The organism is Pseudomonas thivervalensis (assembly GCF_001269655.1).
Classification (GTDB): Bacteria; Pseudomonadota; Gammaproteobacteria; order Pseudomonadales; family Pseudomonadaceae; genus Aquipseudomonas; species Aquipseudomonas thivervalensis.
In genome coordinates, this window is record NZ_LHVE01000004.1 from 1 (window position 1) to 24,029 (window position 24,029).

Sequence of the window (24,029 nt, forward strand, 5' to 3'; positions counted from 1 at the left end):
GAACTGGTGGCGCACGAGCTTAAGCAGAGCATGAGTCGAAAAGGCCAATGCTGGGATAACGCCCCGATGGAGCGTTTTTTTGGCAGTTTGAAGTCCGAGTGGGTGCCTGAAGAGGGATACAACTCGGAACACGAAGCCCGAGTTGATATAAACCGCTATGTGACGCGCTACAACAATGTCAGGCGCCACAGTTACAACGGTTACCACTCACCTGTAGCAGCGGAAAAGCTGGCTGCGTGAGAACCGAAAAAAATGTCCAAAATTACTGGACCAGTTCAGGCTCGCTCCCACATTGGATCATCGCCGGGCGCTAAGTCAGTGTCACGCCGTCTTCCAGGTAATCTCTTCTTCTCCATCGGCGCTGATGCGGATCCAGCGGTCCGCCGATTCTTCCCCTTCTTCCTCCACCCATGACCCAGGCGCGCAGCGCACTTCGACATTCAGCGCGGCGAAGGCGGCGCGGGCGCAGGCGATGTCGTCTTCCCACGGGGTCTGGTCGCTTTCCAGGTACAGGCTGTTCCATTTGCCCACGGCCTTGGGCAGCCAGGTCACCGGGATGCTGCCGGTCTTGCACTTGTAGGTCTGGCCTTTCTGTACCCAGTCGCTGCACGGGCCCAGGGCCTGGCCGAGCCAGGCGGCGATGGCCTTGTGGTCGACGTCGGCGTCCTTGAGGTAAATCTCGATATCGGGTTGGCGCATGGATGTCCTCGCTGCGGTCTTGAAAAATCCATTCGCGGATTTAACGGGGCCCGAGCGGTTGCCCGGGACCGGAATCAAAAGGTTATTGAAGAACGAAATAATCGTAGCGCATCGACACCGTGACCTCGAATGGCTCGGCCTGCTCGATCACGCTGGCACGGCGTTCGGCACTGGCGCGCCAGCCGTGGGGCGTCATGGCCAGCAGGTTGGCGCGGTCCTGGCCGTTGTCGAGGGTCAGCTTGAATTCGAGGGTTTCGCTGTGATCCAGCATCATGCCCGAAGGCACCAGGGCCAGGTGCTTGTCGTCGGTGTACTCACGCACTTCGTCGTACAGGCGCTCGCGCAATTCCATCAGGTGGCCAGCGGTGGGGCCGACTTTTATCAGGCCGCCGCCGGGGCTGAGCAAGCGCTTGGCTTCCTGCCAGTCCAGCGGGCTGAACACGCTGGCCAGGAACTGACAGCAGCCGTCCGCCAGCGGCACCCGGGCCATGCTGGCGATCAACCAGGTCAGCTGTGGGTTGCGTTTGCAGGCGCGTTTGACCGCCTCGCGAGAAATATCCAACGCATAGCCATCGGCCTGGGGCAACGCCTCGGCGATCTGCGCGGTGTAGTAGCCTTCACCGCAACCGATGTCCAACCAGCGCCCAGGCGCGCGTTCGGCAGCCAGTTCGGCCAGGCGCCGGGCGACGGGGGCGTAGTGCCCGGCGTTGAGGAAGTCGCGACGGGCTTCGACCATCGCCTGGTTATCGCCGGGGTCGCGGCTATTCTTGTGCTGCACCGGCAGCAGGTTCAGGTAACCCTGCCGCGCACGGTCGAACCGATGCCCGGCGGGGCACACCACGCCGTTGTCCACCGCGTTCAGCGGTTCACTGCAGATCGGGCAGGCGAGCATCAGGCGAGCAACTTGATCAGTGTCTTGTAGTAGATCTCGGTGAGCACGTCGAGATCGGCCGCCAGCACACGCTCGTTGACCTGGTGGATGGTCGCGTTGACCGGCCCCAGCTCCACTACTTGCGTGCCCATGGTGGCGATGAAGCGACCGTCGGACGTGCCGCCGCTGGTGGAGGCTTTCGTCTCGCGGCCCGTCACGTCCTTGATGCTCGACGATACCGCGTCCAGCAGCGCACCCGGTTCGGTGAGGAATGGCAGGCCGGACAAGGTCCAATCGATGTGCCAGTCCAGTTGATGCTTGTCGAGGATGTCGGTGACGCGCTGTTGCAGGCCTTCGACGGTGGACTCGGTTGAGAAGCGGAAATTGAACACCGCCTCCAGGTCACCCGGGATCACGTTGGTCGCGCCGGTGCCGGAGTTGAGGTTGGAAATCTGGAAGCTGGTCGGCGGGAAGAAATCGTTGCCGTGGTCCCAGTGTTCGGCGGCCAATTCGGCCAGGGCCGGCGCGGCGAGGTGGATCGGGTTCTTCGCCAGGTGTGGATACGCCACGTGGCCTTGCTTGCCGCGCACGGTGAGTTTTGCGCCGAGGGAACCGCGCCGGCCATTCTTGACCACATCGCCCACCAACGTGGTGCTCGACGGCTCGCCGACGATGCACCAGTCCAGTCGCTCCTGGCGGGCCTTGAGGCGTTCGACCACGGCTTTGGTGCCGTGGTGGGCCGGGCCTTCTTCATCGCTGGTGATCAGGAAAGTCAGCGAGCCCCTGTGGTCCGGGTAGTCGGCGACGAACCGCTCGGCCGCCACGACCATCGCCGCCAGGCTGCCTTTCATGTCCGCCGCGCCACGACCGCAGAGCATGCCCTGTTCGTCGATGAGCGCATCGAACGGGTCGAGCTGCCAGGCCTGCACCGGACCGGTCGGCACCACGTCGGTGTGCCCGGCGAAGCACAGCACCGGGCCGTCCTGCTTGCCATGGCTGGCCCAGAAGTTATCCACATCCTCGATGCGCATCGGCTCGAGCTTGAAACCGGCGTCGCCCAGGCGCTGCATCATGATTTTCTGGCAATCGGCATCCACTGGCGTCACGGACGGACGGCGGATCAGGTCGCAGGCGAGTTGCAGGGTCGGCGAGAGGTCGGCGTGGGCCGTCATGGAAAACTCCGGGAATATAGTGTGAACGCAAGGCTTGTGCAGGCGCGGGCTGGCTCGCGCAAAATGGCGGTTATCTTATAGCAAAACGACCACCATGGGCCCCTGGCGGGGGACAGGTGGAACACAAAACCTGTGGGAGCGAGCTTGCTCGCGATGGCGGTGGATCAGTAGCGCTGGTCTTGACTGACACACCGCTATCGCGAGCAAGCTCGCTCCCACAAGGGGAAATTGGTGGGGTTCAATTCGCGAACAGCTCGAATTGCCGTGGTAAAGCCCTATAATGCGCGCCGGTTTTTGGGGTAATGGTCATGAGTACAGAAGATCCACGGTTTGCCGGCATCGCCCGTTTGTATGGCATCGAAGGCCTGGAGCGCCTGCGGGCGGCCCATGTGGCGATTGTCGGCGTTGGCGGTGTCGGGTCCTGGGCGGCGGAGGCCATTGCCCGTTGCGGCGTGGGCGAGATTTCGCTGTTCGACCTGGACGATGTCTGCGTGAGCAACGCCAACCGCCAGTTGCACGCCTTGGACAGCACCGTTGGCAAACCCAAGGTCGAGGTCATGGCCGAGCGGCTGCGGGGGATCAACCCCGACTGCACCGTGCACGCGGTGGCCGATTTCGTCACCCGCGACACCATGGCCGAGTACATCACGCCGAACATCGACTGCGTGATCGACTGCATTGACAGCGTCAACGCCAAGGCCGCACTGATCGCCTGGTGCAAGCGCCGCAAGATCCAGATCATCGCCACTGGCGGCGCGGGTGGGCAGATCGACCCGACCCTGATTCAGGTCTGCGACTTGAACCGTACGTTCAACGATCCGCTGGCTTCCAAAGTGCGTTCCACACTGCGCCGCGACTACGGCTTCTCCCGCACCGTGACCCGTCACTACAGCGTGCCCTGCGTGTTCTCCACCGAACAACTGCGCTACCCGAAACCGGACGGCAGCATTTGCTTGCAGAAAAGTTTTGTCGGCGACGGCGTCAAGCTCGACTGCGCCGGCGGGTTTGGCGCGGTGATGATGGTCACGGCGACGTTCGGCATGGTCGCGGCGACCAAGGCTGTGGATAAGATCGTGGCGGGTGTGCGGCGGCCGGCGGACAGGGTCAAGCCCGGAGAGTAATGCAGCGCTGTTCACTAAGGGAATGATGAACCTGTGGCGAGGGAGCTTGCTCCCGCTGGGCTGCGCAGCAGACCCACTAATGTGAGCGCTTCGCGCTCAAGCGGGAGCAAGCTCCCTCGCCACAGGTTACTGAGTCAGCTCAAACATCCGCTTTAGCACCGCATTCAACCCATTGCTGCGCGACGGCGACAGCTGCCGCGACAACCCCAACTGATTGAACCAACCTGGCAAATCCACTTGTTGCAATTCTTCAGCGGACAACCCGTTGACCCGCGCCAGCAGCAACGCCACCAACCCGCGAATCAACCGCGCATCGCTGCTGGCGGAAAACTGCCAGTGCCCGTCGTGCAAGCGACCCACCAACCACACCTGGCTTTCGCAGCCATGGACGAGGTTGGCCTCGCACTTGTCCGCTTCGCTCAGGGGCGGCAGGTGTTCACCCCATTGCATCAGCAGCCGGGCGCGCTGCTCCCAACCGGAGGCGTCCTGGAAAATCTGCAGCGCGGCGGCGGCCTCCGCAGGCAGGCTCATCGCAGCATCTCCATGGCCTGGTCGAGGGCCTCGAAGAAACGTTCGAGATCGGCGGAGTCGTTATACAGTGCCAACGACACCCGAATCGCCCCGGACAGCTTCAAATGCTTGAACAGCGGCATCGCGCAGTGATGCCCGGCGCGTACCGCAATGCCTTGCTCGGTCAGCAGGTGGGCCAGGTCGGCGTTGTGCACGCCTTCGACCACGAAACTGACCAGCGCCAGGCGCGGGTCGCCCACCAGGCGGACGCCGTTGCGAGCCAACAGGCCGTGGAGCAGGTAATCATGCAGCGCTGCCTCATGGTCGATGACCGCTTGCGGATCGAGCACGGACAGGTAATCCAGGGTCGCGCCCAGCCCGATCACGCTGGCAATCGGTGGCGTGCCGGCTTCGAAGCCCAGCGGCGCCGGACGGAAGCTGGCGCTGTGGTAATCGGCCTGTTGCACCATTTCGCCGCCGAACTGCCAATGGCGCAGGTTGCCAAGGGCCTCGGTACGGCCAAACAGCACACCCAGCCCGTCGGGGCCGTAGAGTTTATGGCTGGAAAACACGTAGAAGTCGCAGCCCAGCGCCGCCACGTCATGGCGGCCATGGACCACACCCTGGGCGCCGTCGATCACCGTCAGCGCGCCGTGGGCCTTGGCCAGCTCCAGCAGCGCCGGCACGGGCTGCCAGGCCCCCAGCACATTGGATAACTGACTCACCGCCAGCAAGCGCGTACGGGGGCCGATCAGTTCGGCGGCGGCGCCTGAATCGATCACGCCGTCGGCATCCAGTGGCAACACCACCAGGGTCAACGAACGGCGCTCGGCCAGTTGCTGCCATGGGAGCAGGTTGGCGTGGTGTTCCAGGGCGCTGATGACGATCTCATCGCCCGGGTTGAAGAGATGTTCCAGCCCGTAGGCCAGTAGGTTCAGCGCCGAAGTGGCGCCGTGGGTGAAGACCACTTGCCCGCAGTTTCCGGCGTTGAGCCACTGCGACACCTTGAGGCGGCTGTCCTCGAACGCCTGGGTGGCATGGGCGCCCGGCAAATGTTGCGCACGGTGCACGTTGGCCGCGCCATTGGCGTAGTAATGCGTCAGGGCGTCGAGCAGGGCTTGGGGTTTTTGCGTGGTGGCGGCGCTGTCCAGGTAGGTCTGGCCTTGCCGTTGCAGGGCGGCGATGGCCGGGAAGTCGGCGCGCCAAGGGGATTGGATCAACATGCTTTTCGGGCCCTGCTGGAGTTACGCCGGACCCTGTGGGGCGGGCTTTTTTTTGTGGGAGCCGAGCTTGCTCGCGATGGCAACGACACGGTTTTACTGCAAGACCGCGTCATCGTTCATCGCGAGCAAGCTCGGCTCCCACAAAGGCTCGCTCCCACAGGTGATGGAGTGAAGCTTAGTTGTGGGCGTGCAGTGCTTCGTTCAGCTCGATGGCCGATTTGTGCGTCTTGCATTCCACCGCGCCGGTCTCGGAGTTGCGGCGGAACAACAGGTCGGGCTGGCCGGCCAGGTCGCGGGCCTTGACCACTTTGACCAGTTGGTTGTTTTCGTCCAGCAGCTTCACTTTGGTACCGGCGGTGACGTACAGGCCCGACTCCACGGTGTTGCGGTCGCCCAGCGGGATACCGATGCCGGCGTTGGCGCCGATCAGGCAGCCTTCGCCGACCTTGATCACAATGTTGCCTCCGCCAGACAGGGTGCCCATGGTCGAGCAGCCGCCGCCCAGGTCCGAGCCCTTGCCGACGAATACGCCCGCCGAGACACGGCCTTCGATCATGCCCGGGCCTTCGGTGCCAGCGTTGAAGTTGACGAAACCTTCGTGCATGACCGTGGTGCCTTCGCCCACATAGGCGCCCAGGCGCAGACGCGCGGCATCAGCGATACGCACGCCGGCCGGGACCACGTAGTCGGTCATTTTCGGGAACTTGTCCACCGAGAATACTTCCAGCAACTCGCCACGCAGGCGGGCTTCGAGCTGGTGCTCGGCCAGTTCGGCCAGGTCGATCGCGCCCTGGCTGGTCCAGGCCACGTTCGGCAGCAGCGGGAAAATGCCAGCCAGGTTCAGGCCGTGGGGCTTGACCAGTCGATGGGACAGCAGGTGCAGCTTGAGGTAGGCCTCAGGGGTGGAGCTCAGTTGGGCATCTTCGGCCAGCAGGGTGGCGACCAGTGGCTTGTGGCTTTCGGCCAGGCGGGTCAGCAGCTTGGCTTGCGCGGCATCGACGTTGCGCAGTGCCTCAGCCAACTGCGAGGCCTGGGCGGTGGTGAAAGTGATGGCCTGGTTGCCTTCGCTGTAGCCCAGGATCGGCGCGATAGCGGCAACGACCTCAGCCGACGGCTTGAGCATCGGCTGTGCGTAGAACACCTCCAGCCAGGCGCCTTCACGGTTTTGGGTGCCGACGCCGAAGGCCAGGCTGAACAGGGTAGTGGACATGAAATTACCTCTACAAAATGGACTGGGCAGGCTTACTTGATCTCTGCCGCATAAATATCTGGCTTGAAGCCAATCAGGGTTCGGTCACCGAGATCGAGCACCGGGCGCTTGATCATCGAGGGTTGGGCGAGCATCAGTTCGATGGCTTTCGTCTGGTCGAGATCGGCTTTGCGTTCGTCGTCGAGTTTGCGAAAGGTCGTACCGGCACGGTTCAACACCACTTGCCAGCCATGCTCGTTGCACCATTGGGTCAGGTGCTCACGGTCGATGCCGGCGGTCTTGTAGTCATGAAAATCGTAGTGCACAGCGTGATCATCGAGCCAGGTGCGCGCCTTTTTCATCGTGTCACAGGCTTTGATGCCGAAAAGGTGCAACGTTTTGCTTGAATCGGTCAAGGAACTGCCCCCTTTGCAGGTGCTGGAAATAAAAGGTGAAGGATTATGCCATGACCGGACGGTTTCGCGGCGGCCCAGGTTGATGCGCTGCAAAACCTGTGGCTGCGACATAGGTGTAACGGCCAGGCCAATGCTAAGCGGTTAATATGGCACTTCAACGGCAAGCTGTTGCCGGATGTGTGTCACCGCAAGTGGAAACCGTTATGCAAAGCGCTTATACCGTCCTGATCCTGTTGATGCTGGTGGGCGTGTCGCGCCTGATCGGACGGTTGATCCCGTTGCCGTTACCCCTTGTGCAGATCGGCGCCGGCGCCTTGCTGGCCTGGCCGTCCCTGGGCCTGCATGTGGCCCTCGATCCTGAGTTGTTCCTGTTTCTCTTTCTGCCGCCGCTGCTGTTCTCCGATGGTTGGCGCATGCCCAAGCGTGAGCTGTGGCGCCTGCGCGGGCCGATTCTGACGCTGGCGGTGGGGCTGGTGTTGTTCACGGTGGTGGGCGCCGGCTATTTCATTCATTGGCTCTTGCCGAGTATCCCGTTGCCGGTGGCCTTTGCCCTGGCCGCGGTGCTGTCGCCGACCGACGCGGTGGCGGTTTCGGCGATTGCCCGCGACCGTCTACCAGCACCGTTGATGCACATGCTCCAGGGCGAAGCGTTGATGAACGATGCGTCGGGCCTGGTGACCTTCAAGTTCGCCCTGGCAGCGGCAATCACCGGCGTGTTTTCCCTGGCGGGGGCGAGCCTGGCCTTCGTCCTGGTGGCGGTCGGCGGCCTGTTGGTGGGCGTGGCGCTGAGTTGGCTGATGGGCCGCTTGCGGGCCTGGATGATTGCCCGTGGCTGGGACGATCCGGCGACCCACGTGGTGTTCATGTTGTTGCTGCCGTTTGCCGCCTATGTGCTGGCTGAACGCTTGGGGGCTTCGGGCATCCTCTCGGCGGTGGCGGCGGGGATGATGCAGAGTTGGCTCGACCTGCTGCCGCGCCAGACGGGCACGCGGTTGCTCAATCGCAGTGTCTGGGCGTTGCTGGAATTCGCTTTCAACGGCCTGATCTTCCTGCTGCTGGGCTTGCAATTGCCGGACATTATCAAGGCGGTGACCAGCCACGAGACGACGTTGTGGCCAACACTGTTTTATCGCTGCCTGGACGTGGTGGCGATTTTCCTGGTGTTGCTGGTGCTGCGGTTTGTCTGGGTGCAAAGCATCTGGCGCGTGTCCGGGCTGGTGCGCCGCTGGCGCGGCAAGGGCGAGCTGACCCTGGTGCCGACGGCGCGTTCCTGCTGGTTGTTGACGTTTGGCGGTGTACGCGGGGCGGTGACGCTGGCGGGCGTGCTGTCGGTGCCGTTGTTGTTGAGCGCCGGTGTTGAATTCCCGGAGCGCGACTTGCTGATCTTCATTGCCGCTGGGGTGATCCTGTTGTCGCTGATCGCGGCCTGCATAGCCCTGCCGATGCTGCTGCGTGGCATCGAGAAAAGTCCCGACGACAAGCGCCGAAACGAAGTCCGCGAGGCGTGGCGCAAAACCGCTGAGGCGGCGATTCATGCGCTGGAAGTCGAAGAACCAAGCGTTGCACCGGACGCGGCGCAGGCTGCGCTGGCGACGGAGGTCAAGGCGCGGTTGATGTCCGAGTATCGCCATCAGCTCGAGGTGTTCAACGACTCAGCCGAAGCCCAGGCGCTGGCGTTCGAGATGGATTTGCTGGAACGCCGGCTGCGCTTGAAGGCCTATCGGGCGCAGCGACTGGAGCTGTATCGGCTTAGCCGGCATCACCAGATTGGCGACGATGTGTTGCGGGAGGTGCTGGGGGAGTTGGATTTGGCGGAGGCGAATTTGGGGTTGGGGAAATAAATATCGGCCTCATCGTCCGAAGAGTCTGGGATCGATCACAAGCTCTATGAACATACCTTGCTCGCGATGGGTAAAGTCAAATACGAATGGTGGGCGATCCTGTGCTGACTTCGCGTTAGCCAAGAGCTGCGATAAGAAAGCGAATTCAATGCAGCAACCCTGCTCGCGCACATGCTGAAAAAGCCCGGCGGGCCGGGCTAGTATCAGGCAGCTTTTACTGGCTTTATCAGGCTTTCTGCAGGGATGCCGAACATATCGTGAAGCTTCCAGATCATGGGCAGAGTTAACGAGCGTTTACGGTTGAGCACCTCGTATACGCGGTTCGTTTTTCCGATAGCCGGAGCAAGATCGGCTGCAGTGAGTCCGGATTGCTCCATGCGAAACTTGATGGCTTCAATTGGGTCAGGCAGATCAACCGGGAAGTTCTTGGTTTCGTATGCCTCGATCAGAGTGACCATGACTTCGAAAGCATCGCCTTCCGGGGTGCCAGGTTCAGGCTCATGCTCAAACAGGGGAGATATCTCTTTGAGAGCTACCCGGTATTCTTCATCGGTGCGGATTGGGCGAATGTTCATGATGATTACTCCATTTCCACGGTGTTTGCGTCGATCTCATCGTACCGACGATGAGTGCCGACAAACTTGATGTACACAGCGCCGAAGCGGTAGGCAATGGCGACCACCAGGCGGTAGTCGTTACCCTTGATGTTGAACACCACGCGGCGACTCTTGAGAATGCTTGCGTTACCGTATTGCGCCTTGATGTCGTTTGGGTTGGTCCAAGTGGCTTTTTTGGCATCGTCAAGCCACGCCTTAAGCTGCTGTTCGGAATCTGGGTATTTCTCCCAGAAGGCTTTTAGATGACTGATGGCGATAATTCTCATGGGTGAGAATGTAGTCCCATGGTGGGACTTTTGCAAGCGCTCACAAGCAGCAGCTTGCAGTCCTGCCGGGCACTCTGTTTCCGATATCTTGGCCCATCTGCCACAGGGGTGACCCTATGAGATTGTTCGTAGGCGCGGTAGCTATTGCTTTGCTGGCGAAGTGGTCAAGGCGCTTTGCGTGCAGATCCTCGGATCCGAACGATTCATCTCAATGCTAAGTCTAGGGGGATGGAGTTTGCGGTTTCATTAGACCGCTACACATCCTTAACCTCATAAAAAGCAAAGCCGCCCGAAGGCGGCTTCAATCGACACGCATCTGAGGTTGCTTTGCCCCGTCTGCGTGGCTGGGTCAACCCAGAGAGGGACCCGGACTTCTGCCAGCGTTCGCTGGTGACGGGGCGATCATGGCTGTCGGTAATAACGAATTCAAGCCAGCTTGATTCTTGAAACAAGGCTGCATGAGATCTGTTGAACTTCTAAACCAATAGAATCAATGGGTTGTTCTATGGAGGCCCGTTTTATTTCTTTTCTTGTCTGAGCAAGCGATCATGGTCTGTCAGACGCGCCGAAATTTCCGACAAGTTTTTAAGGTTGTCCGTCGGAAGCGGGGGCTCTAGCCTCTGGGTGTCGCTGCCAATTCAGCGACCGGACGTGAGAATCCGAACATCTCTAGGAGCATGGGCTTGTGCACAATCCAAGTGCAGGTCTTTACATCTTCAGCTCTAGGGAGCAAGCAATTCGATGAACAAAGAACCCCAAAATCCACTAAAACCTGCCTCCACTTTCCCTTACGGCGATTACGCCCCCGAAAAGCTGCAAGAGGCAGCTGACCGTGTGCTGGATCAATACCTCAAACCAGACGACAGCAAGTCAGAACCCAAGCCCTCAGTACAGTTATTCACTGTGGCTGACGGTATCGACACCGAAGTGTTGCTGGCCAACCTCAGCGAAACCCTGGCTTCGGCCAATGCAATGCTCAATGACCTTGTTTTCGATCAGGACGGCTCGCGACGGCATGTAGCATTGGGAGTGGCGCAGATGATTGAGTTGGGGATGTTGTTGGCGAACAAGTGCCTGGATCGGGTAGAGCTTCGGACTTGATGTAATAAGTGCTGGCCTCATCGCGAGCAAGCTTTGCTCCCACAGGGGATTTGTGGTGTTCACAGACATGGGGGCGACACCAAGCCCTTGTGGCGAGGGAGCTTGCTCCCGCTGGGGCGCGAAGCGGCCCTGAAACCGGGCAACGCGGTACGTCAGGCAGATTGAGTTGGCTGCTTCAGGGGCCGCTGCGCAGCCCAGCGGGAGCAAGCTCCCTCGCCACAACAGCGGTCCGCTTCAGGTTGATACAGCCATCAACCCCGACGCTGGATGAACGCGCGGATCCGTTCCGCCGCTTCCACGCATTCGGCCAATGGGGCAACCAAGGCCATGCGCACGCGCCCGGCGCCTGGGTTGACGCCGTCCACGTCGCGGGACAGGTACGAGCCCGGCACGACGGTCACGTGTTCCTGTTCGAACAGCTCCCGGCAGAAAGCTGCGTCGTCGCCCGCCACGTTCGGCCACAGATAGAAGCTGCCATCGGGACGTTGCACGTCCAGTACCGGGCTGAGGATTTCCAGCACCGCGTCGAATTTCTCGCGGTACAGCGCGCGGTTGGCCCGTACGTGGACTTCGTCGTTCCACGCGGCAATGCTTGCCAGTTGGGTCTGAACCGGCATCGCGCAGCCGTGGTAGGTGCGGTACAGCAGGAAGCCCTTGAGGATGTCCGCGTCGCCGGCGACGAAACCGGAGCGCAGGCCTGGCAGGTTGGAGCGTTTGGACAGGCTGTGGAACACCACGCAGCGCTTGAAGTCCTTGCGACCGAGTTCGACGCAAGCGGTGAGCAGCCCTGGTGGCGGGGTCTGTTCGTCAAAATACAATTCGCTGTAGCACTCGTCCGAGGCGATGACGAAGTCGTGTTCGTCAGCCAGGGCGATGAGCTTTTTCAGCACGTCCACTGGAATCAGCGCACCGGTCGGGTTGCCCGGGGAGCACAGGAACAGGATCTGGCAGCGTTTCCAGATGTCCGGCGAGACGGCATCGAAATCCGGGTTGAAGCCGTTCGCGTCCAGGCACGGCAGGTAATGCGGCTTGGCCCCGGCCAGGAACGCCGCGCCTTCATAGATCTGGTAGAACGGGTTCGGGCTCACCACCAGGGCGTCGTCGCCCCGGTTGACCACAGTCTGGGTGAAGGCGAACAGGGCTTCACGGGTGCCATTGACCGGCAGCACGTGGCGCGCCGGGTCGAGCCAGCCGTTCGGCACGTTGAAGCGGCGTTCGCACCAACCGGTGATGGCTTCACGCAGCTCCGGGATGCCGAGGGTGGTCGGGTACACGGCCATCTTTTCCAGATTGCTGGCCAGGGCTTCAGCCACGAAGCTCGGCGAGCGGTGCTTGGGTTCGCCGATGGACAGCGCGATCGGGCGCTTGTCGGGGTTGGGCGTGACGCTGCCGAGCAGGGCGCGCAGCTTTTCGAACGGGTAGGGCTGGAGCTGGTTCAGAGCGTTGTTCATCGGGGGCCTCGTCAATGTGGGCGCGGTCCTTGTGGGAGCGAGCTTGTTCGCGATGGCGGCGGAACATCCAGATCGATGTTGCCTGACCCACCGCTATCGCGAGCAAGCTCGCTCCCACAGGGAATGTTGTTCGTTCAGATGCTGATGCGTGTCAGGTGAGCATCGGGTTCCTGGTTGACGCTCAAGTGCCGGACGATGGCTTCCTGCAGGCGGCTGCACAGTTGCGGATCGGACAGCGGCTGGTTGTGAGCGTCGGTAATGAAAAACACGTCTTCTACCCGTTCGCCGAGGGTGGCGATCTTGGCGTTCTGCAGCGACAGGTCGAACTCCAGGAAAATATGGCCGATCCGCGCCAGCAGGCCCGGGCGGTCCGGGGCACTGAGTTCCAGCACGGTGACCTGGCGCTGGGCGTCGTTGTGGATCGTCACCTGGGGCGCGAAGGCGAAATGCTTGAGTTGGCGCGGCACCCGGCGCTGGATGATGGTTGGGTAGTCCGCCGGGTTGCGCAGGGCTTCGGTCAGGCCGTCGCGAATCTGCTTGACCCGCGCCGGGTTGTCGCCAATCGAGTCGCCGTCGGTGTCGAGCACGATGTAGGTGTCGAGGGTGAACTGGCTGCTGGAGGTGATGACCCGGGCGTCATGGATGTTGAGGTTGAGCTGGTCCATTGCCGCCACGGTCACGGCGAAGAAATCGTGCTGGTCCGGGGCGTAGATGAAGATCTGCGTGCCGCCTTCGAACTCGCGCTGGGTGGTTTCCTTGATCAGCACCAGCGGCCCGCCATCGGCCGGTTGCTGCAGGATCGCGTCGCTGTGCCAGGCCACGTCGCCGGCGGTGTGGCGCAGGAAATAGTCATCGCCCAATTGCGACCAGAGCTGTTCGACATCGTCCGGATCGGTGCCGCCGCGGACCAGGATGTCCAGGGCCGCGCTTTGGGTGCGACGGATCTGCTCTTCGCGGTCCACCGGGTTTTCCAGGCCGCGACGCAAGGCGCGCTTGGTCTCGGTGTAGAGCTGGCGCAGGAGGCTGGCGCGCCAGGAATTCCACAGGCTCGGGTTGGTGGCGTTGATGTCGGCCACGGTCAGCACGTAGAGGTAATCCAGGCGCGTTTCATCGCCGACGATCTGGGCGAAGTCGTGGATCACCTGCGGGTCGGACAAGTCCTTGCGCTGGGCGGTGGTGGACATCACCAGGTGGTTCTGCACCAGCCAGACGATCAGCCGGCTGTCCCACAGGGGCAGTTGATGGCGCTGGCAGAACGCCTCGGCATCCACCGCGCCAATCTCGGAGTGGTCGCCCTGGCGGCCCTTGCCGATGTCGTGGTACAGCCCGGCCATGTAGATCAGCTCGGGCTTGGGCAGCTTGCCCATGAGCTTGCTGGCCAGCGGGAATTTCTCCGACACCTGGGTGTACTGCAGCTTACGCAGGTGCTTGATCAGGTTCAGCGTGTGGGCATCGACCGTATAGATGTGGAACAGGTCGTGCTGCATCTGCCCGACGATGAAGCCGAACTCCGGCAGGTAACGCCCGAGGATCCCGTAGCGGTTCATCCGGCGCAGGTTGCGGTGCACGCCGATCTTGCACTTGAACAACTCGATGAACAGGCTGGTGTTGCGGATGTCGTGACGGAAGTCCTCGTCGATCAGATGACGGTTTTCCCGCAGCAGGCGAATGGTATCGGCGCGTACGCCCTTGATTTCCGGCTGCTGGGCCATGAGCACGAAGATTTCGAGCATGGCGAAGGGCGTGCGGCGGAATACATTGGCGTTGCGTGCTTCGATGTAGCCGTCGTGCAACTGGAAACGTGAGTTGATCGGCTGCGGCGGCTCTTCGTCTTCAGGGGCGAGGATAACTTCCTCGAAGTGCTGGATGATCAGTTCGCTGAGCTGGGCGATGCTCATTACGACGCGGTAATACTGCTGCATGAAGTTTTCGATGGACTGCTTGGCATCCTGCCCCTCGAAACCCAGCAGGCCGGCGATGGAGCGCTGGTGATCGAACAGCAGGCGATCCTCGGAGCGCCCGGCGAGCATGTGCAGGGCGTAGCGGACCTTCCACAGAAATTCCTGGGACGAGGCCAGCAAAGCGTTTTCACTTTCCACCAGGAAACCTTCGCCGGCCAGGGCGCGCAGGTTCAGCGTGCCGTATTGGCGGCGGGCGACCCACAGGATCGTCTGGATGTCCCGCAGCCCGCCGGGCGAGCCCTTGACGTTGGGTTCCAGGTTGTACTCGGTGTCGTTGTACTTGTGGTGCCGGGCCTTCTGCTCGGCGTGCTTGGCCAGGAAGAAATCCTTGCTGGGCCACATGTGCGCCGTGCTGGTGACATCGAGCATGCGTTGGCGCAGGTGCTCGGGGCCGGCGATGGTGCGGCTTTCCATCAGGTTGGTGATCACCGTCAGGTCGGCGCGGGCCTCGTCGGCACACTCCTGCACCGAGCGCACGCTCTGGCCGACTTCCAGGCCGATGTCCCACAGCAGCGTCAGGAAGCGCTCGATGGAGTCGCGGAAGACTTCATGATCGGCGCTGTCCAGCAGGATCAGCAGGTCGATGTCGGAGTAGGGGTGCAGCTCACCGCGCCCATAGCCGCCCACCGCCACCAGGGCGATGTCGGCGTCTTCGCTCCAATCGAACTGCTCCCAGGCCTTTTGCAGGATGTTATCGACGAACCAGGCGCGGTCTTCGATCAGTCGACGAATGTCCCGGCCATTGCGAAAGCGCTGGTCGAGCACTTCATGGGCCTGGCGGATGGCCTTCTTGAACGCCGAGATGGGGCTTGCCTTCAGGGCCAGTTCAGCCTGGAACTGGCCGCGGTCGAAGAGTTCGGGATCCACCTGCGGCATTGAATGGCTTTCCTTTCTATCTATATCTATCGGATCTATAGGCGGGTTCGGATCAGGCGGAAACACGCGCGATGGTGTCATCGCTGCGCAGGGTGAAGATTTCGTAGCCGGTCTCGGTGACCAGCAAGGTATGTTCCCACTGAGCCGACAACTTGCGGTCCTTGGTAATGGCGGTCCAACCGTCGCCCAGTACCTTGGTGTCGGCGCGACCCTGGTTGATCATCGGCTCGATGGTGAAGGTCATGCCCGCCTGCAGTTCCATGCCGGTGCCCGCACGGCCGTAGTGCAGGATCTGCGGTTCTTCGTGGAACACCTTGCCGATGCCGTGGCCGCAGAACTCGCGCACCACCGAGAAGCCGTTCTTCTGCGCGTGCTTCTGGATCACTTCGCCGATGTCCCCCAGGCGGCAGCCCGGTTTCACCAGTTCGATGGCCATGTACATGCATTCCTGGGTGACCTTGGACAGGCGCTGGGCCCACTCCGGCACGTTGCCGACATGGAACATGCGGCTGGTGTCGCCGTGATAGCCGTCCTTGATGACGGTGACGTCGATGTTCAGGGTGTCGCCATCCTTCAACGGTTTTTCGTTGGGGATGCCGTGGCAGACCACGTGGTTGATCGAGGTGCAGATCGACTTCGGAAAGCCTTTGTAGTTGAGCGGGGCCGGAATGGCTTTCTGCTCGTTGACGATGTAGTCGTGGCAGATGCGGTCCAGCTCTTCGGTGGTCACGCCCGGCTTGACGTAGTCGGCGATCATCTCCAGCACTTCGGCGGCGAGTTTGCCGGCGACACGCATTTTGGCGATGTCCTCGGGTGTCTTGAGGGTAACGGTCATACAGGCTCTCTCTGCGCCCGACGGCGCTGTTCAAAACGAAAAGGGCGGCGGATGATGCTCGGCGCGGCCCTGAAAGAGGCGATTCTAACAGACGATCAGCGCAAATCCGCGCCCACATGCATCGCTTCTCTCTATAAGGGTGTGCATCCATGACCCATGAAAGCGCTGTGGGAGGAGGGCTTGACCGGGATTTCACAATCCGTGTTCCGTTTTCGCCCCTGCTGTGGTATAAAATGCGCCGCTTTCGGGGATGACCCCGTAAGCTTAAATCCACACACGTGTCGACACGATGACCTGGGTGCCTTCGGCTATATAGCCGCTGGTTGGTCATTGGGATACGTGGAGGCCAAACCCGACTTATCAAGGAACTATCATGTCCCAAGTCAACATGCGCGATATGCTGAAGGCCGGTGTGCACTTCGGTCACCAGACCCGTTACTGGAACCCGAAAATGGGCAAGTACATTTTCGGCGCGCGTAACAAGATCCACATCATCAACCTTGAAAAAACCCTGCCGATGTTCAACGAGGCACTGGCCTTCGTAGAGCGCCTGGCCCAGGGCAAAAACAAGATTCTGTTCGTCGGCACCAAGCGTTCCGCTGGCAAGATCGTTGCTGAAGAAGCAGCACGTTGCGGTTCGCCGTACGTCGATCACCGCTGGTTGGGCGGCATGCTGACCAACTTCAAGACCATTCGCGCTTCCATCAAGCGTCTGCGTGACCTTGAAGTCCAGTCCGAAGACGGTACTTTCGCCAAGCTGACCAAGAAAGAAGCGCTGATGCGCACTCGCGATCTTGAGAAGCTGGACCGCTCCCTGGGCGGTATCAAGGACATGGGCGGTCTGCCTGACGCACTGTTCGTGATCGACGTTGATCACGAGCGCATCGCGATCACCGAAGCCAACAAGCTGGGTATCCCGGTCATCGGCGTTGTCGACACCAACAGCAGCCCGGAAGGCGTTGACTACATCATCCCAGGCAACGATGACGCCATCCGCGCCATCCAGCTGTACATGGGTTCGATGGCTGACGCTGTGATCCGTGGTCGCAACAACGTGAATGGCGGCACCGAAGTCTTCGCTGAAGAAGCTCCGGCAGCAGCCGCTGAGTAATCGACGCCCCTGGCGTTGACTCAGTAAGCAAAAAGGGGGCTTGGCCCCCTTTTTGCCACCTCGAAAACCATTTGCCGCCAGCGCAGTGACCTGTTTGTAACCTGCCGCGGCCTATAAGCAGTGGTTTTCCAGGAAGAATTGATCGCCCGTTCGATCGGGTGGAATGGTTGAAAACCTATCCAAGAGGATTTTGAAATGGCAGAGATTACTGCAGCGTTGGTCAAAGAACTGCGCGAGCGTACCGGCGAAGGCATGATGGATTGCAAGAAAGCCTTGACCAAGGCTGGCGGCGACATCGAGAAAGCCATTGATGACATGCGTGCTTCGGGCGCCATCAAGGCTGCCAAGAAAGCCGGCAACATTGCCGCTGAAGGCGCGATCGGTATCAAGGATGACGGTAAAGCTGCCGTTATCATCGAAGTCAACTCGCAGACCGACTTCCTGGCCCTGCAAGACGACTTCAAGGCATTCGTTGCCGCCAGCGTCGAAAAAGCATTCGCCGACAAACTGACCGACGCAGCTCCGCTGATCGCCGCTCAGGAATCGGCTCGTGAAGCCCTGGTTGCCAAAGTAGGCGAAAACGTCAACATCCGTCGTCTGGTTCGCGTCGAAGGTGATGTTGTCGGTTCCTACCTGCACGGCAACAAGATCGGCGTTGTTGTGGCCCTCAAAGGCGGCAACGTCGAGTTGGCCAAAGACATCGCGATGCACGTCGCTGCCAGCAACCCTGAGTTCCTGCTGCCGTCGGAAGTTTCCGCTGATGCCATCGAGCGCGAAAAAGCCGTGTTCATGCAGCTCAACGAAGACAAGATCAAGGGCAAGCCTGCCGAAATCGTTGAAAAAATGGTTGCCGGTCGTATCACCAAGTTCCTGGCTGAAGCCAGCCTGGTTGAGCAGGCGTTCGTCAAGAACCCTGAAATCAAGGTCGGTGAACTGGCCAAGAAAGGCGGCGCTGAAATCGTTTCCTTCACCTACTTCAAAGTGGGCGAAGGCATCGAGAAGCCAGTAGACAACTTCGCTGACGAAGTTGCTGCTCAGCTTGCGGCTGCTTCCAAGCAATAAGACAGTTTTTTAACTGTCGCCCTGAAGAGGCTGCCCGCTTATGCGCGCAGCCTCTTTTCAGATGGGGATGCCGATTTTTATTGGTTTCCTGTCGGAACTGGCTTACAAAGCCGTGTTCCGATGACGCTGTGTCAGCGTCAAGCTAGAGTGAACGCAGGCTGCAAACAGCCCGCAAAGAATTTTCGAAAATACGCCGCAGGAGAGATTCGCAATGGCTCAGCAGGGCAGTGGTTATCAGGCTCGCTATAAACGCATTCTACTCAAGCTTAGCGGCGAGGCCCTGATGGGCTCGGAAGAGTTCGGGATCGATCCGAAAGTGCTGGATCGCATGGCCCTGGAAGTGGGCCAGTTGGTCGGGATCGGCGTTCAGGTCGGCCTGGTCATCGGCGGCGGCAACCTGTTCCGCGGCGCGGCGCTGAGCGCGGCCGGCATGGACCGGGTCACGGGCGACCACATGGGCATGCTGGCCACTGTGATGAACGCCCTGGCTATGCGCGACGCGCTGGAGCGTGCCAATATCTCCGCCATCGTGATGTCAGCCATTTCCATGGTTGGTGTGACCGATCACTACGACCGCCGCAAAGCCATGCGTCACCTCAATGCCAAGGAAGTGGTGATTTTTGCCGCCGGTACCGGTAATCCGTTCTTCACCACGGATTCGGCTGCCTGCCTGCGAGCGATCGAGATCGATGCCGATGTCGTGCTCAAGGCAACCAAGGTCGATGGCGTCTATACCGCTGACCCGTTCAAGGACCCGCATGCCGAGAAGTTCGATCATCTGACCTACGATGAAGTGCTGGATCGCAAGCTGGGCGTAATGGATCTGACGGCTATCTGCCTGTGCCGCGACCACAAGATGCCGTTGCGCGTCTTTAACATGAACAAGCCCGGTGCCCTGCTGAATATCGTCCATGGCGGCGCCGAAGGAACACTGATCGAGGAAGCTCAACAATGATCAACGAAATCAAGAAAGACGCTGAACAGCGCATGCAGAAATCCCTGGAGTCCCTGGCCCACAACTTCGGTCGCATCCGCACCGGCCAGGCCCACCCGAGCATCCTCGAGGGTGTGATGGTGCCGTACTACGGCTCCGACACCCCGATCAAGCAAGTGGCCAACATCACCGTCAAGGACGCGCGCACCCTGCAGGTCGTGGCCTTCGAACGCAACATGCTGGGCGCAGTCGACAAGGCCATCGGCAGTGCCGGCCTGAACCTGAACCCGACCAACCTGGGGGAGCTGTTGTTGATCTCCATGCCGGCCCTGACTGAAGAAACCCGCAAGGGCTTCACCAAGCAGGCCCGTGATGTGGCTGAAGATGCTCGCGTCGCAGTGCGCAACATCCGCCGCGATGCCAACAGCCAGCTCAAGGACCTGGTCAAGGAAAAGGAAATCAGCGAAGACGAAGAGCGTCGCGCCACTGGCGAGATCGACGACCTGACCAAGAAATACGTGGCACAGATCGACGCTAATCTGGCGCAGAAAGAAAAAGACCTGATGGCCGTATAAGGGTCTCGTTTTCATGGAAAAGACCAAGCAGGCCGTGCCGTTCGCGGTGCCGCGCCACGTGGCGATCATCATGGACGGCAACAACCGCTGGGCCAAGAAACGCTTCATGCCTGGCGTCGCCGGGCACAAGGCGGGGGTCGATGCGGTTCGTGCGGTCATCGAGGTGTGCGCCGAGGCAGGGGTCGAGGTGTTGACCTTGTTCGCCTTCTCCAGCGAGAACTGGCAGCGTCCGGCCGATGAAGTCAGCGCCTTGATGGACCTGTTCCTCAAGGCCCTGCGTCGTGAGGCCAAGCGCCTCAACGACAACAAGATCAGCTTGCGCATCATCGGTGATCGCTCGCGCTTCCATCCTGAATTGCAGGCGGCGATGCGCGAAGCCGAGACCGCGACGGCGGGCAGCAATCGGTTCGTCCTGCAGATCGCCGCCAACTATGGTGGCCAGTGGGACATTGCCCAGGCTGCCCAGCGGCTGGCGCGGGAAGTCCAGGCCGGGCACTTGCGTCCGGAAGACATCACCCCTGAGCTGTTGCAAACCTGCCTGGCGACTGGCGACCTGCCATTGCCGGACCTGTGCATCCGTACCGGTGGCGAGCATCGCATCAGCAACTTCCTGCTCTGGCAGTTGGCTTATGCCGAGCTGTACTTCTCCGACCTGTTCTGGCCGGACTTCAAACACGAAGCCATGCGCACCGCACTGGCCGATTTCGCTTCCCGTCAGCGTCGCTTCGGTAAAACGAGCGAGCAGATCGAAGCTGGAGCCCGGGTTTAATGCTTAAACAACGAATCATCACCGCCTTGATCCTGTTGCCCATCGCCCTGGGTGGTTTCTTCCTGCTCAAAGGTGCCGGTTTTGCGCTGTTCATCGGGTTGGTCGTGACCTTGGGCGCATGGGAATGGGCGCGGCTGGCGGGTTTTCCTGCGCAGTCTGCGCGCGTGGCCTATGCAGCGGCCGTGGCCGCCATGTTGTTCATCATGTACGTGCTGCCCGGCCTTGCGCCTTGGGTGCTGGGTGCGGCGGTGCTGTGGTGGGCGATGGCGACCTTCCTGGTCCTGACCTATCCACGAACGACGCATCATTGGGCCAACGCGGCGACCAAGCTGGTGATCGGCCTGTTGATCCTGCTGCCGGCCTGGCAGGGGCTGATCTGGATCAAGCAAGGCCCGCTGGGCAACTGGCAGATCATGGCCGTGATGGTGCTGGTCTGGGGCGCCGATGTTGGCGCCTACTTCTCCGGCAAGGCCTTCGGCAAGCGCAAGCTGGCGCCGAAGGTCAGCCCCGGCAAGAGCTGGGAAGGGGTCTATGGCGGCCTGGCCCTGAGCCTGGTGATCACCACCGCGGTCGGCTTTGTGCGGGACTGGACGGTCGCGCAACTGTTCATGGGGCTTATTGGCGCCGCCCTGATCGTATTTGTGTCGGTGGTCGGCGACCTGACCGAAAGCATGTTCAAGCGCCAGTCCGGGATCAAGGACAGCAGTAACCTGCTGCCCGGTCACGGTGGTGTGCTGGATCGCATCGACAGCCTGACCGCCGCGATCCCGATCTTTGCCGTGCTGTTGTGGATGGCGGCATCGTGAGTCGCCCCCAGCAGATCACTGTCCTTGGTGCGACCGGTTCCATAGGCCTGAGTACGCTTGACGTGATTGGCCGGCACCCGGAGCGCTACCAGGTGTTCGCCCTCAGTGGTTTCACGCGCTTGGGTGAGTTGCTGGCGTTGTGCATCCGCCACACGCCACGGTTTGCCGTGGTGCCCGAGGCTGGTGTGGCGCGGGCGTTGCAGGACGATCTGCGCGCAGCCGGCCTGCAAACCCGTGTGCTGGTGGGGGAGGAGGGGCTCTGCCAAGTGGCTGCCGACCCCGAAGTCGACGCCGTGATGGCGGCGATCGTCGGTGCGGCGGGCCTGCGTCCGACGCTGGCGGCGGTGGAAGCCGGCAAGAAGATCCTGCTGGCCAACAAAGAGGCGCTGGTGATGTCCGGCGCGCTGTTCATGCAGGCCGTGCGCAAAAGCGGCTCGGTGTTGCTGCCCATCGACAGCGAGCACAATGCGATTTTTCAATGCATGCCGCAGGATTTTTCCCGTGGCCTCGGTGCGGTAGGGGTCCGGCGGATTTTGCTGACGGCCTCCGGTGGTCCGTTCCGGCAGACGCCGCTGGAAGAATTGATGCATGTTTCACCCGAGCAGGCCTGTGCGCACCCGAACTGGTCCATGGGGCGCAAGATCTCCGTGGATTCGGCCAGCATGATGAACAAGGGGCTGGAGCTGATCGAAGCCTGCTGGCTGTTCGATGCCAAGCCGTCCCAGGTTGAAGTGGTGATCCATCCCCAGAGCGTGATTCACTCCCTGGTGGACTACGTCGACGGTTCGGTGCTGGCCCAGTTGGGCAACCCGGACATGCGCACCCCGATCGCCAACGCCCTGGCCTGGCCGGAGCGCATCGACTCAGGTGTTGCGCCGCTGGACCTGTTCGCCATCGCGCGCCTGGATTTCCAGGCTCCCGACGAGCAGCGCTTCCCCTGCCTGCGCCTGGCGCGACAGGCGGCCGAGGCGGGCAACAGTGCGCCGGCCATGCTTAACGCGGCCAATGAAGTGGCGGTTGCGGCGTTTCTCGATGGGCGTGTCCGTTACCTCGAGATCGCGAGTATCATCGAGGAAGTCTTGAATCTCGAGGCCGTGGTTTCGGTCGATGACCTCGATACGGTATTTACGGCGGATGCCAGGGCTCGTGAGTTGGCGGGCCAATGGCTGCAGCGCCACGGGCGTTGAAGCTGCGATACGTTAGCCAGGGTTGCCCTGGACAGGATTGCGGAGAAAACAGATGAGCGCGCTCTATATGATTGTCGGCACCCTGGTTGCCTTGGGGGTGTTGGTCACGTTTCACGAATTCGGTCATTTCTGGGTCGCGCGTCGCTGCGGCGTCAAGGTCCTGCGTTTTTCCGTGGGCTTTGGCATGCCGCTGCTGCGTTGGCACGATAAGAAGGGCACCGAATTCGTCGTGGCGGCCATCCCGCTGGGCGGCTACGTCAAGATGCTCGACGAGCGCGAAGGCGAAGTCCCAGCCGATCAGCTCGATCAATCCTTCAATCGCAAGACCGTCCGTCAGCGTATCGCTATCGTCGCGGCGGGACCGATTGCCAACTTCCTGCTGGCCCTGGTGTTTTTCTGGGGCCTGGCCATGCTGGGCAGCGAGCAGGTGCGCCCGGTCATCGGTGGCGTAGAGACCGGCAGCGTGGCCGCGCGTGCCGGGCTGGGTGCCGGGCAGGAGATCGTCGCGATCGACGGCGAGCCGACATCGGGCTGGGCAGCGGTCAATCTGCAACTGGTGCGGCGCCTGGGCGAGAGCGGTTCGTTGCAATTGATGGTGCGCGAGCAGGGCTCCACCGTGGATTCGCCTCGCGAACTGGTCTTGGATAACTGGCTCAAGGGGGCCGACGAGCCGGATCCGATCCGTTCCCTGGGGATCAAGCCATGGCGTCCGGCGTTGCCGCCGATACTCGCTGAACTCGACCCGAAAGGTCCGGCCCAGGCCGCTGGCCTGAAAACCGGCGATCGGTTGCTGGCACTTGATGGCCAGCCTGTGGGTGACTGGCAGCAGGTAGTCGATTCGGTCCGTGTACGTCCTGATACCAAAATTTTGCTGCGCATCGAGCGCGACGGTGCTCCAATCGACGTCCCGGTGACCCTGGCCGCCCGCGGCGAGAGCAAGGCGCCGACCGGTTACCTGGGGGCGGGCGTCAAGGCCGTCGACTGGCCGCCGGAAATGATCCGCGAGGTCAGTTTCGGCCCGGTGGCGGCGATTGGCGAGGGTGCGCGTCGTACCTGGACCATGAGCATCCTGACGCTGGACTCACTCAAGAAAATGTTGTTCGGCGAGCTCTCGGTAAAAAACTTGAGTGGACCGATAACCATTGCTAAAGTGGCGGGCGCTTCTGCCCAGTCGGGCGTCGCTGATTTCCTGAATTTCCTTGCTTATCTGAGCATTAGCCTGGGGGTTCTGAATTTGCTGCCTATCCCGGTACTGGATGGGGGGCATCTGCTGTTTTATCTGATCGAGTGGGCGCGTGGTCGTCCCTTGTCGGATCGGGTGCAAGGTTGGGGGATACAGATCGGTATCAGCTTGGTGGTCGGGGTCATGTTACTTGCCCTCGTCAACGATCTGGGTCGTCTGTAACGCTTCGCTGAATTGCGAATCTGCCGCATTT

General features: G+C 61.2%; 24 protein-coding genes. 12 read left to right on the forward strand and 12 right to left on the reverse strand.

The genetic code is table 11. The annotated features are described in order from the left end of the window. A partial coding sequence (locus tag AD659_RS04735; protein WP_156330579.1) for an integrase core domain-containing protein occupies positions 1–240 on the forward strand: 240 nt, incomplete at its 5' end. 81 nt (positions 241–321) lie between these two features. Here the strand turns inward: AD659_RS04735 and AD659_RS04740 are convergent. The 3 genes from AD659_RS04740 to dapE form a co-directional block, all read right to left on the reverse strand. Beyond that, complete coding sequence (locus tag AD659_RS04740; RefSeq protein ID WP_053118819.1) at positions 322–699, reverse strand: hypothetical protein; 378 nt, start codon at positions 697–699, stop codon at positions 322–324. Between the two features lie 82 nt (positions 700–781). Further along, complete coding sequence (locus AD659_RS04745; protein ID WP_053118821.1) at positions 782–1,591, reverse strand: putative RNA methyltransferase; 810 nt, start codon at positions 1,589–1,591, stop codon at positions 782–784. Then, complete coding sequence (dapE, locus tag AD659_RS04750) at positions 1,591–2,742, reverse strand: succinyl-diaminopimelate desuccinylase (protein ID WP_053118823.1); 1,152 nt, start codon at positions 2,740–2,742, stop codon at positions 1,591–1,593. The genes AD659_RS04745 and dapE overlap by 1 nt, the downstream gene beginning before the upstream one ends. A 302-nt stretch (positions 2,743–3,044) precedes the next feature. On the opposite strand from dapE, the gene tcdA reads away from it, so the two are divergent. Then, on the forward strand, positions 3,045–3,863 hold the full coding sequence (gene tcdA / locus AD659_RS04755) for a tRNA cyclic N6-threonylcarbamoyladenosine(37) synthase TcdA (RefSeq protein ID WP_053118825.1): 819 nt from the start codon (positions 3,045–3,047) through the stop codon (positions 3,861–3,863). A 126-nt stretch (positions 3,864–3,989) separates the two neighbouring features. Here the strand turns inward: tcdA and AD659_RS04760 are convergent, their stop codons facing one another. From AD659_RS04760 to AD659_RS04775, 4 genes are all read right to left on the reverse strand, one after another. Next, positions 3,990–4,394 carry a SufE family protein gene (locus AD659_RS04760; RefSeq protein WP_053118826.1) on the reverse strand — a complete coding sequence of 135 codons (405 nt, stop codon included), beginning with the start codon at positions 4,392–4,394 and terminating at the stop codon, positions 3,990–3,992. After that, positions 4,391–5,596 carry an aminotransferase class V-fold PLP-dependent enzyme gene (locus tag AD659_RS04765; RefSeq protein WP_053118828.1) on the reverse strand — a complete coding sequence of 402 codons (1,206 nt, stop codon included), beginning with the start codon at positions 5,594–5,596 and terminating at the stop codon, positions 4,391–4,393. Before AD659_RS04765 ends, AD659_RS04760 begins: the two co-directional genes overlap by 4 nt. A 175-nt stretch (positions 5,597–5,771) precedes the next feature. After that, the gene (gene dapD / locus AD659_RS04770) at positions 5,772–6,806 is read right to left on the reverse strand and encodes a 2,3,4,5-tetrahydropyridine-2,6-dicarboxylate N-succinyltransferase (RefSeq protein WP_053118830.1); all 1,035 of its coding nucleotides are present in this window, start codon (positions 6,804–6,806) and stop codon (positions 5,772–5,774) included. Between the two features lie 32 nt (positions 6,807–6,838). Continuing rightward, on the reverse strand, positions 6,839–7,201 hold the full coding sequence (locus AD659_RS04775; protein ID WP_053119206.1) for an ArsC family reductase: 363 nt from the start codon (positions 7,199–7,201) through the stop codon (positions 6,839–6,841). Between the two features lie 203 nt (positions 7,202–7,404). Between AD659_RS04775 and AD659_RS04780 the strand changes: the two genes are divergently transcribed. After that, positions 7,405–9,042 (forward strand): Na+/H+ antiporter, encoded by a 1,638-nt coding sequence (locus AD659_RS04780; RefSeq protein ID WP_053118832.1) that lies wholly within the window; start codon positions 7,405–7,407, stop codon positions 9,040–9,042. A 203-nt stretch (positions 9,043–9,245) separates the two neighbouring features. On the opposite strand, the gene AD659_RS04785 is transcribed toward AD659_RS04780, so the two are convergent. After that, a complete protein-coding gene (locus tag AD659_RS04785; protein ID WP_053118833.1) occupies positions 9,246–9,617 on the reverse strand; it encodes a helix-turn-helix domain-containing protein in 372 nt (123 codons plus the stop codon). A gap of 5 nt (positions 9,618–9,622) precedes the next feature. Beyond that, on the reverse strand, positions 9,623–9,925 hold the full coding sequence (locus AD659_RS04790) for a type II toxin-antitoxin system HigB family toxin (protein ID WP_053118835.1): 303 nt from the start codon (positions 9,923–9,925) through the stop codon (positions 9,623–9,625). A 741-nt stretch (positions 9,926–10,666) separates the two neighbouring features. Between AD659_RS04790 and AD659_RS04795 the strand changes: the two genes are divergently transcribed. Beyond that, entirely contained in the window at positions 10,667–11,026 is a 360-nt protein-coding gene (locus tag AD659_RS04795; protein WP_053118837.1) for a DUF6124 family protein, read from the forward strand. A 251-nt stretch (positions 11,027–11,277) separates the two neighbouring features. Here the strand turns inward: AD659_RS04795 and dapC are convergent, their stop codons facing one another. The 3 genes from dapC to map all read right to left on the reverse strand — a co-directional run bounded on the left by dapC (position 11,278) and on the right by map (position 16,149). Further along, on the reverse strand, positions 11,278–12,477 hold the full coding sequence (dapC, locus tag AD659_RS04800; RefSeq protein ID WP_053118839.1) for a succinyldiaminopimelate transaminase: 1,200 nt from the start codon (positions 12,475–12,477) through the stop codon (positions 11,278–11,280). Positions 12,478–12,611: 134 nt separating this feature from the next. Next, entirely contained in the window at positions 12,612–15,314 is a 2,703-nt protein-coding gene (locus AD659_RS04805; RefSeq protein ID WP_053118841.1) for a [protein-PII] uridylyltransferase, read from the reverse strand. Positions 15,315–15,366: 52 nt separating this feature from the next. After that, positions 15,367–16,149, reverse strand: a complete 783-nt coding sequence (gene map / locus AD659_RS04810) for a type I methionyl aminopeptidase (RefSeq protein WP_053118843.1) — start codon at positions 16,147–16,149, stop codon at positions 15,367–15,369. 373 nt (positions 16,150–16,522) lie between these two features. Here map and rpsB point away from each other — a divergent pair, with 373 nt between their 5' ends. The 8 genes from rpsB (at position 16,523) to rseP (ending at position 23,998) form a co-directional block, all read left to right on the forward strand. Next, positions 16,523–17,260 (forward strand): 30S ribosomal protein S2, encoded by a 738-nt coding sequence (gene rpsB / locus AD659_RS04815; protein ID WP_053118845.1) that lies wholly within the window; start codon positions 16,523–16,525, stop codon positions 17,258–17,260. Positions 17,261–17,455: 195 nt separating this feature from the next. Continuing rightward, the gene (gene tsf / locus AD659_RS04820) at positions 17,456–18,322 is read left to right on the forward strand and encodes a translation elongation factor Ts (RefSeq protein ID WP_053118847.1); all 867 of its coding nucleotides are present in this window, start codon (positions 17,456–17,458) and stop codon (positions 18,320–18,322) included. Between the two features lie 211 nt (positions 18,323–18,533). Then, positions 18,534–19,277 carry a UMP kinase gene (gene pyrH / locus AD659_RS04825; protein WP_003184915.1) on the forward strand — a complete coding sequence of 248 codons (744 nt, stop codon included), beginning with the start codon at positions 18,534–18,536 and terminating at the stop codon, positions 19,275–19,277. Next, positions 19,274–19,831 carry a ribosome recycling factor gene (frr, locus tag AD659_RS04830; protein ID WP_053118849.1) on the forward strand — a complete coding sequence of 186 codons (558 nt, stop codon included), beginning with the start codon at positions 19,274–19,276 and terminating at the stop codon, positions 19,829–19,831. The genes pyrH and frr overlap by 4 nt, the downstream gene beginning before the upstream one ends. A gap of 13 nt (positions 19,832–19,844) precedes the next feature. Further along, on the forward strand, positions 19,845–20,600 hold the full coding sequence (uppS, locus tag AD659_RS04835; protein ID WP_053118851.1) for a polyprenyl diphosphate synthase: 756 nt from the start codon (positions 19,845–19,847) through the stop codon (positions 20,598–20,600). Then, entirely contained in the window at positions 20,600–21,406 is an 807-nt protein-coding gene (locus tag AD659_RS04840; RefSeq protein WP_053118853.1) for a phosphatidate cytidylyltransferase, read from the forward strand. Before uppS ends, AD659_RS04840 begins: the two co-directional genes overlap by 1 nt. Further along, complete coding sequence (ispC, locus tag AD659_RS04845) at positions 21,403–22,593, forward strand: 1-deoxy-D-xylulose-5-phosphate reductoisomerase (RefSeq protein WP_053118855.1); 1,191 nt, start codon at positions 21,403–21,405, stop codon at positions 22,591–22,593. Before AD659_RS04840 ends, ispC begins: the two co-directional genes overlap by 4 nt. A 52-nt stretch (positions 22,594–22,645) precedes the next feature. After that, positions 22,646–23,998 (forward strand): RIP metalloprotease RseP, encoded by a 1,353-nt coding sequence (gene rseP, locus AD659_RS04850; protein ID WP_053118857.1) that lies wholly within the window; start codon positions 22,646–22,648, stop codon positions 23,996–23,998. The last annotated feature ends 31 nt before the right edge of the window (positions 23,999–24,029 follow it).